General features: G+C 63.5%; 13 protein-coding genes. 3 read left to right on the top strand and 10 right to left on the bottom strand.

The features are described 5' to 3' along the window. The 3 genes from AC5JJ6_RS24995 to AC5JJ6_RS24985 form a co-directional block, all read right to left on the bottom strand. Nucleotides 1-1,595: chromosome segregation SMC family protein (locus AC5JJ6_RS24995; RefSeq protein ID WP_496044662.1), on the bottom strand; the 1,595-nt coding region annotated here is incomplete at its 3' end. 48 nt (nucleotides 1,596-1,643) lie between these two features. Next, on the bottom strand, nucleotides 1,644-2,423 hold the full coding sequence (locus AC5JJ6_RS24990; RefSeq protein ID WP_496044661.1) for a DsbA family protein: 780 nt from the start codon (nucleotides 2,421-2,423) through the stop codon (nucleotides 1,644-1,646). Nucleotides 2,424-2,531: 108 nt separating this feature from the next. Beyond that, a complete protein-coding gene (locus AC5JJ6_RS24985) occupies nucleotides 2,532-2,996 on the bottom strand; it encodes a DUF721 domain-containing protein (RefSeq protein ID WP_496044660.1) in 465 nt (154 codons plus the stop codon). A gap of 169 nt (nucleotides 2,997-3,165) precedes the next feature. On the opposite strand from AC5JJ6_RS24985, the gene mutY reads away from it, so the two are divergent. Then, nucleotides 3,166-4,233, top strand: a complete 1,068-nt coding sequence (gene mutY / locus AC5JJ6_RS24980) for an A/G-specific adenine glycosylase (protein ID WP_496044659.1) — start codon at nucleotides 3,166-3,168, stop codon at nucleotides 4,231-4,233. 20 nt (nucleotides 4,234-4,253) lie between these two features. Then, nucleotides 4,254-4,985, top strand: coding sequence for a DUF1194 domain-containing protein (locus AC5JJ6_RS24975; protein ID WP_496044658.1), 732 nt, complete (start codon nucleotides 4,254-4,256; stop codon nucleotides 4,983-4,985). 25 nt (nucleotides 4,986-5,010) lie between these two features. Here the strand turns inward: AC5JJ6_RS24975 and folB are convergent, their stop codons facing one another. From folB to rnhB, 3 genes are all read right to left on the bottom strand, one after another. Further along, nucleotides 5,011-5,424 carry a dihydroneopterin aldolase gene (folB, locus tag AC5JJ6_RS24970; RefSeq protein WP_496044657.1) on the bottom strand — a complete coding sequence of 138 codons (414 nt, stop codon included), beginning with the start codon at nucleotides 5,422-5,424 and terminating at the stop codon, nucleotides 5,011-5,013. A gap of 67 nt (nucleotides 5,425-5,491) precedes the next feature. Next, nucleotides 5,492-6,535: a site-specific DNA-methyltransferase gene (locus AC5JJ6_RS24965; protein ID WP_044434373.1), complete on the bottom strand. Its 1,044-nt coding sequence runs from the start codon at nucleotides 6,533-6,535 to the stop codon at nucleotides 5,492-5,494. Between the two features lie 185 nt (nucleotides 6,536-6,720). Beyond that, complete coding sequence (gene rnhB / locus AC5JJ6_RS24960; protein WP_496044656.1) at nucleotides 6,721-7,344, bottom strand: ribonuclease HII; 624 nt, start codon at nucleotides 7,342-7,344, stop codon at nucleotides 6,721-6,723. 208 nt (nucleotides 7,345-7,552) lie between these two features. On the opposite strand from rnhB, the gene AC5JJ6_RS24955 reads away from it, so the two are divergent. Beyond that, nucleotides 7,553-7,765 carry a hypothetical protein gene (locus tag AC5JJ6_RS24955; RefSeq protein WP_496044655.1) on the top strand — a complete coding sequence of 71 codons (213 nt, stop codon included), beginning with the start codon at nucleotides 7,553-7,555 and terminating at the stop codon, nucleotides 7,763-7,765. A gap of 172 nt (nucleotides 7,766-7,937) precedes the next feature. On the opposite strand, the gene AC5JJ6_RS24950 is transcribed toward AC5JJ6_RS24955, so the two are convergent. From AC5JJ6_RS24950 to AC5JJ6_RS24935, 4 genes are all read right to left on the bottom strand, one after another. Next, nucleotides 7,938-8,579, bottom strand: a complete 642-nt coding sequence (locus AC5JJ6_RS24950) for a terminase small subunit (RefSeq protein WP_496044654.1) — start codon at nucleotides 8,577-8,579, stop codon at nucleotides 7,938-7,940. Nucleotides 8,580-8,878: 299 nt separating this feature from the next. After that, a complete protein-coding gene (locus tag AC5JJ6_RS24945) occupies nucleotides 8,879-10,024 on the bottom strand; it encodes a phosphorylase family protein (protein ID WP_496044653.1) in 1,146 nt (381 codons plus the stop codon). Next, nucleotides 10,021-10,479 (bottom strand): response regulator, encoded by a 459-nt coding sequence (locus AC5JJ6_RS24940; RefSeq protein WP_496044652.1) that lies wholly within the window; start codon nucleotides 10,477-10,479, stop codon nucleotides 10,021-10,023. Before AC5JJ6_RS24940 ends, AC5JJ6_RS24945 begins: the two co-directional genes overlap by 4 nt. Beyond that, on the bottom strand, nucleotides 10,457-10,725 hold a 269-nt coding region (locus AC5JJ6_RS24935), incomplete at its 5' end, for a hypothetical protein (protein ID WP_496044651.1). The genes AC5JJ6_RS24940 and AC5JJ6_RS24935, both read right to left, overlap by 23 nt.

Below are 10,725 nucleotides of genomic sequence, written 5' to 3'. Positions count from 1 at the left end.
CCCAGCGCCGCCGCTATCGCGACCTCGTAGTCGGGGGCGACCGTCACCGCGTCGATCAGCGGCGGGAACAGGTCGCCGGAGCCGGATTCCAGCAGCTCCGCCAGGGCCGACGCTTCCGCCTTCAGCTTGGCGCGGGCGCCGTCCGCCGCCTGCTGGACCTCGCGCAGGCGGGCTTGCGCCGTTTCGGACGTCGCCTTGGCCTGCTCGGCCGCTTCGGCCCGCTCCCGCGCCATCTCCAGCGCTTCCTCGGCGGCGGCGACGGCTTTCTCCGCCGCTTCCATGTCGGGACGGGACGCGATTTCCGCTTCCAGCGCCGCGCGCTGGCGCTTCTGCTCGTCCAGCCGCCTGGTTGCGGTGGCAAGCCGCTGATCGAGTTCGCCGGCCTGCCGCAGAAGGGCGACGCGGCGGCCCTCGTCCGCTGCCGTCCGCTCCGTCAGCGCCGTCAACTCGCGGTCGAGCGCTTCGACCGCCTCACGGGCCTCTTCCAGCGATTCGCGGGCGGACTCCTCGACGGCGGCTTCGTCGCCCTGTTCCTCGACCAGCGCCTCCCGCTCGTCGGTCAGGCGGGTCAGCGCGGTCCCGGCGTCTTCGGCCAGCGAACGTTCGCGGGCAAGGTCGGTGGCGACCTGGGCAAGCCGGCGCTGGTTGGCGTTGCGCGCCTCGGCGACGCGCTTTTCCTCCGCGTCCAGCGCCTCGCGCGCGATCACCAGCCGTTGCAGCGCCTGGGCGGCCTGGGCTTCGGCCTGCCGCAGCTTCGGCAGGCCCTCGGCGTCGGCTTCGCGCTGGGTGGTCTCCGTCGCCACCGCCTGCATGTGGTCGCGGACGGTCACCTCGGCATCGTTGAAGGCAAGGCGGGAGTTCGCCAGCGCCCCTTCCGCCGCGACCCAGCGCAGGTGGAGAAGCACCGCTTCGGTCTTGCGGATCTGCTCGCTGATGGTGCGGTAGCGCGATGCCTGCCGCGCCTGCTTCTTCAGCGTGCCGAGCTGGGCGTCCATCGTCACGATGACATCGTCCAGCCGCAGCAGGTTGGCTTCGGCCGCCTTCAGCCTCAGCTCCGCCTCGTGCCGGCGGGAGTGCAGGCCGGTGATGCCGGCCGCTTCCTCCAGCAGGACCCGCCGCTCGGTCGGCTTGGAGTTGATGATGGTGCCGATGCGGCCCTGGCTGACCAGGGCAGGGGAGTTCGCGCCGCTGGCGTTGTCGGCGAACAGCAACTGGACGTCGCGCGCCCGCACCAGCTTGCCGTTGATGCGGTAGTCGGACCCCGAGCCCCGCTCGATCCGCCGCTGGATGTCCAACTCGTCGAAATCGTTGAAGCCGGCGGGAGCGGTGCGGGACGTGTTGTCGACGCCCAGGCAGACTTCGGCGATGTTCCGGGCGGGACGCTTGTCGGTCCCGCCGAAGATCACGTCGTCCATGTCGTCGCCGCGCATCTTCTTGGCCGAGGTTTCCCCCATGACCCAGCGCAGCGCCTCGACGAGGTTGGACTTGCCGCAGCCGTTGGGACCGACGATGCCGGTCATGCCCGGCTCGATCACCAGCTCCGTCTGGTCGACGAACGACTTGAAGCCGGAAATCCGGAGCTTTACGAACTGCACGGCGCGGCCGACCCCAATCCAATCATGCTAGAAGACGCCCGGTTCCCGTCAGGAACCGAGCTTGTCGATCACCCGCGCGAACTCGGCGATCGGCTGGGCGCCGACGATCTTCTCGACGGTGTCGCCGCGCATGATCACGAAGGTCGGGGTGGACTGGACCTGATACTTCTGCTCGGCTTCGAGCCGCCGCTCGATCAGCTTGTTCGCCAGCGCCTCGTTGGCGAGGCATTCCTTGAACTGCTGGTCGCCGACGCCGGCGAGCTTGCCGGTCTGGGCCAGGGCCTGGGCCGGATCGCTGGCGCCCGCCCACTTGTTCTGGCTTTTGAACAGCACGTCGAGGAAGCCGAAATACCGCTCCGGGTTGGAGCAGCGGGCCAGCATGGAAGCCTGGAGCGCCGCCCGGTCGAACGGGAAGTCGCGGAACACCAGCTTGACCTTGCCGGTGTCGATATAGTCCTTCTTGAGCTGCGGCAGCGTATTGGCGTGGAAGGTGGCGCAATGCGGGCAGGTCAGGGAGGAGTATTCCAGGATCGTGATCGGCGCGTTGGGATCGCCCAGCACGCGCTCGCTCAAGGGGTCGTTCTTCTCGGCGGCCTGGGCGACCTGGGTGCTGGCTTTCGCCTGCGCCTGGGCCAATTGGGCCTGGACCACCTGGGTCGGTTTTGGCGTCGAATCGGAGTCAGACGGCGACGCGGCGTCGGCCGAAGCGGCCGCGATTACTTCGGGTGCCGGCCTTTCCTTGGCTATGACGCCCGTGTTCATGAAGCCGATACCGGCTCCGGCTGCGACCACGGTGACGATGGCCAATCCCAGCATATAGCGGCGCAAGCTGCCCTCCTGCATACAAGAGCTAGTGAGTATAAGGGTTGCCTACCCGATCGGGCAAGCTTTGGACGGATGAAAGGGTTGGATCGCGGGGGTTAAGGGGCGTTCGGGTCAACGGCTATTCTTGGCATAGACCGCGCGTCCCAGGCGGGCCAGCGATTCGCGCAGGTCCTCGTCCTCGATGGGACTGGTCGCATGCAGGATACCGGCTTCCTCTTCCGGCGTCATCGGACGCTGGACCTTGGGGCGGCGCGGCGCTCCGGGGATCGGTCCCTGGATGAGCCTGATCCGGGCGATGGCCCGGTAGCCGAAGAAAGCGTTGATCCGCTCGATCAACTGGGGTTCGGCGTGCTGGACGTCCAGGGCGGCCGATCCTGAAACCTTGAGGTGTAATGTCGCACCCTCCTTCTGACCGGGAGGGAAGGCCAGTTTCTGCGGCAGGGTGCTGCGGGCAAGCTCCGGCCCCATGATCGTCGCCCAGTCCGTGATCAGGGTGCCGAACGCCATGCCCTTCTTGCCCAGCGCCTTTCCGGCGACCTTGGGCACGATGCGGGCTAGCGGGCGGGGGGCTGACATATGGGTGTCTCCGAAGCGTTGGTGAGATGGTTGACGGGGTAGGGTGGGTTGTTGCGGGGTCGAGACTATTCTTAACGAAACAATTGATAAAGCACCTGTTGCCGGGCAACAACACCTCATGACGCTTCAGACCGAACCAACGCTATTTCCTCCCAAATCGGCCAGACCGATGGAACCTGCCGAACTGGCCCGTTCCATGCTGGACTGGTACGACAAGCACCGCCGCGTCCTGCCCTGGCGGGCGCTTCCCGGCAAAACAGCCGATCCTTACCGCGTGTGGTTGTCGGAGATCATGCTCCAGCAGACCACCGTCGCCACCGTCGGACCCTATTTCGAGGAGTTCCTCCGGCGCTGGCCGACCGTAGCCGATCTGGCGGCGGCCGACCTGGACGCCGTCCTTCATGCCTGGGCCGGGCTTGGCTATTACGCGCGGGCTCGCAACCTGCACAAGTGCGCCAAGACGGTTGCCGGGCAGCATGGCGGCGTCTTCCCTGATAATGAGGAGCAATTGCGGCAACTTCCAGGCATCGGCGCCTATACCGCCGCCGCCGTTGCCGCCATCGCCTTCGACCGCTGCGCCACCGTGCTTGACGGCAATGTCGAGCGGGTCATGTCGCGGCTGTTCGCCGTGGAGGAACCGTTGCCCGGCGTCAAGCCGAAGCTCCGAGCGCTGGCCGATACGATCACGCCTGAGCGCCGCCCCGGCGACTACGCCCAGGCGGTGATGGACTTAGGGGCCACCGTCTGCATCCCGCGCCGGCCGCGCTGCGGGCAGTGTCCGTGGCACGACGGCTGCGCCGCGCGGGCGGGCGGCATCGCGGAGACCCTGCCGCGTAAGGCCGCCAAGGCGGAGAAGCCGATTCGGCGCGGCATGGCGTTCTGGCTGATCAACCCGGAGGGATCGGTGCTGCTGCGCCGCCGCCCCGAAAGCGGCCTGCTCGGCGGCATGATCGAGGTGCCGTCGAGCGACTGGCTGGAGCGGGCGGCTCCCGGACTGGATGCCGTGCAGGCGCAGGCGCCGGTCGAGGCGGCGTGGCGGATGCTGCCGGGACTGGTCCGCCATACCTTCACCCACTTTCACCTTGAACTTGACCTCGCGGCGGCGCGATTTGGGCCGGAGGACGGCGACGGCTGGAAACGGGCCGACGGGATCTGGGTGCCGGTGGACCGCCTGTCCGAGCACGCGATCCCGACGGTGATGCGGAAGGTCGTCCGCCACGCATTGGGCGCGGTGTAAGATTGGGATTGGGGTGAACGATGCGGATTCACGGCTTGGTCTTCGCAGTGCTGGCGCTGCTGGTGTCGAATCCGTACGGCGCTTGGGCGGACGGCAATGCTGCCAGATCCGTTGACCTGGAACTGGTGCTGGCGGTCGATGCGTCGGGCAGCATCACGACCGGCGCGCTGGAGTTCCAGTTGCGCGGCCATGCCGCCGCCTTCCGTGACCCCCAGGTAGCGGACGCGCTGACGGTCGGCGGCAACAGGGCGATAGCGGTGACGCTGGTCCAGTGGGCCGGGCCGAATACGTTGGAAACGGTGGTGCCCTGGACCCGGATCGCCGATCCGGTCGATGCCAAGCGGTTCGCCGACAGCATCGCCGACATGACGCGCCCGCCGCGCGACGGCAGCACCGCGATGGGCAGCGCCATCGACCGGGCGGTGGACCTGTTCGACGGCAACGGCTTCACGGCGCCCCGGCGCGTGATCGACATTTGCAGCAACGGCTTCAGCAATGCCGGCGTCGATGTGTCCGGCGCCCGCGACCGCGCGGTCGCGCGGGGCGTGACCGTCAACGCGCTGGCGATCCTGGACGAGTACGACTGGCTGGAGGAGTACTATGTGGAAAGCGTGATCGGCGGACCGTTCGCCTTCGTCCGCACGGCGGAAAGCCGCGACAGCTTCGCGAACGCCATCCTGCACAAGCTGGTCGAGGAAATCTCAGGCGTGCCGGGCGGGGACACCAAGGAAGAAGAACTGGCGGCGCGGTAACGCCGCCTCGTTCCCCGTCAGCCCCTCAGACCTGCTTCCGCTCGATCTCGACGCCGATGCTGGCGGCTTCGGGGAAGACGTCCAGCTTTTCGACCCGCACCGTGGCGATCTTGACGCGGCGGTCGATCAAGCAGCGGTCGGCGATCCGCTCGGCCAGCGTCTCGACGAGGTTGACGTGGCCGGCGTTGACGATTTCCCGGACCGACGCGATCATGGTGTCGTAGGACACCACGTCGGCAAGGTTGTCGGTCGGCGGGCCGGGCCGCAGCTCGACCTTGAGGTCGAGGTTGACGCGGACGCGCTGGGGCCTGTCGCGCTCGTGGTCATAGGCGCCGATCATCGCATCGAGCACCAGATCACGGACGAAGACATGGGTGAGGGGGCGGTCGGCGGCGGGACGGGCCACCGGTGCGACGACTTGGGCGAAAAGCTTGTTCATGGCGCGCTGATTTATCATCCCCATACCCCCGAAGCCAAGCGTCGCCTGTGAAACAATTAAGAGTGCGCTAGCAATGCAGCTCTGCGAGAACTTTCTGTCGCAGCATGTCGATCGGCCGCAACTCCTCCGAAGTGGCCTCGAAGTGCCAGAAAGTCCAGCCGTTACACGCAGGCAATCCTTGCATCGCCGCTCCGACCTGATGGATCGAGCCGCAATGGTTGCCCAGATGGTTGGTGCCGATCAGCATGCCGTCGGCCCGGACATGGGCGGTATGCTTGCGCCGCTGGTCGAACAGCGTCGTCCCCGGATGCAGCAGTCCGCGCTCGACCAGCCAGCCGAACGGCACGCGCGGCGCCTGACGCTTGGTCGGGGCGTAGAGCAATTCCTTGTCCGGAGCCTCGCTGACGGCGGCGATGCGGGCATTGGCGATCTGGGCGTACTGGTGCTCGCGCTCCACCCCGATCCATGACCGGCCGAGCCGCTTGGCGACCGCTCCCGTCGTGCCCGTGCCGAAGAACGGGTCCAGCACCACGTCGCCCGGCTTGGTCCCGGCCATGATGCAGCGATAGAGCAGCGCTTCCGGCTTCTGGGTCGGGTGCGCCTTGTTGCCCTCGGCGTCCTTCAGCCGCTCCGGCCCGGTGCAGAGCGGGAACAGCCAGTCGCTCCGCATCTGAAGGTCGTCGTTGAGGCTCTTCATCGCCTCGTAGGCGAAGTGGTACTTGGCGTCCTTGGACTTGGCGGCCCAGATCAGCGTCTCATGGGCGTTGGTGAAGCGCCGGCCCCGGAAGTTGGGCATCGGGTTGGTCTTGCGCCACACGATGTCGTTGAGCACCCAGAACCCGAGGTCCTGGAGGATCGAGCCGACCCGGAAGATGTTGTGATAGCTGCCGATCACCCACAGCGACCCGTCGTCCTTCAGCGCGTGCCGCGCCGCCGACAGCCAGTCGCGGGTGAAGCGGTCATATGTGGCGAAGTCGGCGAACTTGTCCCAGTCGTCGTCCACCCCCTCGACCCGCGAGTGGTTCGGGCGCAGCAGGTCGCCGCCCAACTGGAGATTGTAGGGAGGATCGGCGAAGACCATGTCCACAGAGCCGGCCGGCAGGCCGTTCATCACGGTGACGCAGTCGCCGACCAGGATGCGGTTTTGGTGCAAGGGAACCACGGTCGGTGATGCCTTGGCGAGGGGCCTGCTGAGGGCCTTGGGGGAAAGTGCTTGACTCATCGGCGCAAGATGAGTCGTGCGCGAATCCGCGTCAATCCTTATTTGCGGGTTGTCGAGTCGTAAACGTTTTTAGATCATGCCGTCGCCGCCAGCACAGCCTTGACGGGACCGAAACTGCGCCGGTGATGCGGCGTGATTCCCAATGAAATCAGCGCCTTGCGGTGTTCGATCGTTGGATACCCGGCATTTCTCTCCCAACCGTAGCCGGGATAGGCCAGCGCCAGTTCGGCCATGATCCGGTCGCGTTCCACCTTCGCAACGACCGACGCGGCGGCAATCGAGAGCGACGCGGCGTCGCCGCCCACGATGGTACGCATGGCGCAGCTCAGGTCGGGCGTCTTGTTGCCGTCGATCAGCGCCACGCCGGGGATGATTCCCAGCCCCTCGACCGCCCGCTTCATGGCCAGCAGACTCGCGTGTAAGATGTTGAGCCGGTCGATCTCCCCGACATTGGCCATCCCGACCGCGACGCGGCAGCACCCCACTATCAGCGGCGCCAGCTCCTCCCGCAGCTTCGGCTTCAGCAGCTTGCTGTCGTTGACCAGGGCCGCCAGGGCCGGCGGCAGTCCTTCCGGCGGCAGGATGGCGGCAGCGGCCACGACGGGACCGGCCAACGGACCGCGCCCGACTTCGTCGACGCCGCAAACGATGATGCCGGTGCCGTAACCGGCGGCGATTTCATGGGAAAGATCGGGCATGGGGGAGAGCGCTTCACAGCCGTTTGCAGGAAAAATCGGAAGGGTGGTGTCGCAGACGGGACACACCCCAGGGTACCCAAAAGGGTATCACCCAAAACACGGCTGTGAGGTAGCATGTATGAAGCTACACATTAGCATCGTAATTGATCAAGACCCTGCGAAGGGTGACATTTCTAGGACATCAACCGAGGGCGCTGCGATGGGTGGAATGCTGGAGACGATCGAGATCGGCGAAGAACTTGAAGAGGAAGACCTTGATATTGGCCAAGCCGACCTGCTGACGCAGGCGCAGAAGTTACTTCTGCGCTTGGTGTTGCAGGACGACCCGGCGGAACTCCGCCGCGTGGCGTCGCGCTATCTGGCCGACAGCATGTCCCCGGCGGCAGTGCGTGCGGCGCTTGGGCCGGAGCATGTGATGTAGGGCAGTGGGGAAAGGGGCGGGCCCGCGTGGTGACCTTGCCCTCGTCCATCGCTTCAAGCTCTCGAATATACCTTGCAGGATATCAATTCAAAATCCGTCCAAAGTGGCAGCCTCCTGGCAGGGCGGGAGCAAAGGGAAAGGGGTCGATGGATCGATGAGGCGGATCGCACCGTCAGGCGGCGACGGGGAGGCGGAAGCGGGCTGCTGGCGTTGGCGTCAATGCCGGCGTCAGCGCCGCCATGGCGGTTGAGGCGAGGAGGGAACTGGCGGCGGGTGGTTTGGGGAGGACACGGGACAGGTCACTAACTGGGGTCACTACCGGGGCCGGCAACGCTTTAGCCTTGGGTGCGATCACCTTGGCAGACTGGGGGAGGGCGTCGAATTCCTCCTCCGGATCGCAGGCGAGGTCTTCCTGATCGGCGTCGGGGTGGCGCTGGTTGAGGTTGTAGTGGTGCGCGATGCGCCGGTCCTGGATGACGCCGCGCAGCTTCAGGCGGAACTCGATGGCGCGGAGCGCCAGACCGCAGCTTTTCTTTTCCATCGCGTCGGTGATGATGTCGCCGACCAGAACGGCAGCTTCGTCGAGCAGGGTCTGATGGTCAGCCCGGCGGCTGGCGCGGAACTGCTGGACCCGGACGCGGATTTCCGGCTGGCTCATCAGGAAGGCGCCGCGCTGCTTGGCGCCTTTCGCCGAGTATCCCGCGCGCCGCGCGGCCTCCGCCCCGCCTACGTCGCAGGCCATGGTCTGACAGAAAGCCTCCTGCCGGTCGGTCAGGCGGATGACGGGCGGAGCGGAGGCGGGAACTGGCGGCATGGCGGGGACTCTTCGGCAGGAGAAATAGGAACGTCAGGGGAAATTTATCCTAATAGCGGCGTGAGACGCAAGCATGTTCATGCAACTCTGTCCGTTAAGTACCCTGCTGTAGCCCTGATCTCTCCTCCAAGGGGAACCTTGGGGAGAGATCAGGGGTAGGGGGCACCGCCCCATGCTTGCATCGATTCGAGGTGGGAGTTCCAGCGGAAATCAGAAGTTGAAGAGCGCGTGCTGGATAAACAATGCTTGGTTTGAGCCAGCCGGCTCCCAGTACCTGCTGAATGAGTCAGTGCACTAGTTCATCGGCGTGCAAAATAGGTTTCAAGCGCTTCTACCGTAAACTTGGCGGAGATGTAGGACCCATAGGGCTGCAACTTGTCATCCTTGTTTCCACCAGCCAGATCAACGACAACCTTCGCGCATAATATGTCGGGTTTGCAATGCGCAATATGGGCTGCACGATGCAGTGCAAAAATCTCCATGTCGAGGCCTGAGACGCGGCGATGATGGGGTGCGACCTGCTCCATGTATTTCTCGCTTGCAATTACGGCAGACCCGCTGGTGAAGGTGGCAAGCGTGGGCGCACTCATAGTGGTTGGTCGATCAGATTTCCACCCCATTTCTAGGCGGGAGAGAATCGTGTCGTCCTCAATTAACTCTCGAACGACATTCCGCACATCCTCAGAAATCGGTATCTGATAAGGTTCTTGGGAGAACCCATCATCGGTCCATTTCCCTGATTGGTATTCGTACGCTAATTCGGAAATGAGAAGTTGCCCCAGTTGGGCTCTGCCATTAAAACCAGCGCACATGCCAGACATCGCCACGATTTTTGGCTTGAACTTTTCAATACAGGTTGCCGCCGCAGCCGCTGCATCGACTATGCCCATGCGCGGAAGTTCAATGACTGAACCCCTCCTACCTGATACAGTGATGTCGTATCGTGTCAAGTTCTCCTTGAATACTGCCCGCCCGTTTAGCTGCGGCATTGCCGTGTAGGGAGAACGTTCCGGTCGGAGTGCGCAAAATATTAGAAAATCCATGAGCTCAGAGGACTGGTTTTGCACAATCACAAGTTTTAGGGTGTTCTTCCATATCTCTTTTTGGTTGAAGTCGACGAGCATGCAGCCTCGCCCCTCAAAGTCGCCTCTGAAGGCTTCAAACTCTTCAGGATAGGAACTGATCGCAAGCAGTTTGACTCGGCCACCACCAGCCTTCTCGACCGCCTGCAGAACGCCTATACCGTTGGTATCGGGCGAGGCGTTTTCATAAGCCGGTATCCTTAGGTCAATGATGCAGATCGAAACCGAGTCATCGAATGCGACCATGAACCCAGCCATGCTGGACGCCGTCACGATATTGTCGTTGCCAACATCCAGAGAGCGCAGATACTCAACAATCTCGTCTCGTTTATTGTCGCTATCTTCCGTTATGAGAATCTTCATGTTGCCTTCTTTAAGAGATTAGTTAGTTTAACGTTATTAGTAGGCGATTTATACTTATACAGTACGCCGCCCACCACATTCTGATTGTACCTCTTCGACAGGATTTCGGGAGCAACTCCGAGCTTCAGCCGCTTACCGCCGACAGTTATCTCCGGATATTGTGTAATTATAATAACCTTGCTCGACACACCACGCGATTTTAGCGCACGCAAGACTTCGACGCCTCCCAGTGCTTGGTCATGCCCCCGCTCCGTTGTGCTGCCATCAGTGGAAAAGGTGGGAAGCGCCATGTCAAGCACGATCAGGTCGAATTCAGCGCTCGCTAGTGCCCAAACGGCGGCATGGACGCTATCGACATGTTCGAGCAACGCAGTATTCTTAAAGAACTCCTCAAGGCAAGTTGTTAATTCTTCCTTTTTGTGGAACTCGTCCTCAACCAACAGTATCTTTTTCATATCCAGTCTCTCCGTTGGCGACTTCTGCCTTGAGTTTGAACCGAATGCTTATGTCTGTTCCGCATACGCGATAAGTCACCGTTGATGCGCCCTCATTGAATCTCGTGATGAACTTTACCTTTTTTATGCCCGAGTATCCTTCTGTGACCATATCTGTACCGGTTTCCGACGACGTCACGGCGGCGTCAACGCGCGAAACACACTCAGCGTCGCCCTTGGAGGGCAATGTGGAAATCACCGAGATGT

The organism is Skermanella sp. (assembly GCF_059503625.1).
Note: the sequence above shows the minus strand (reverse complement) of the source record. Positions and strands in the feature narration are given on the sequence as shown.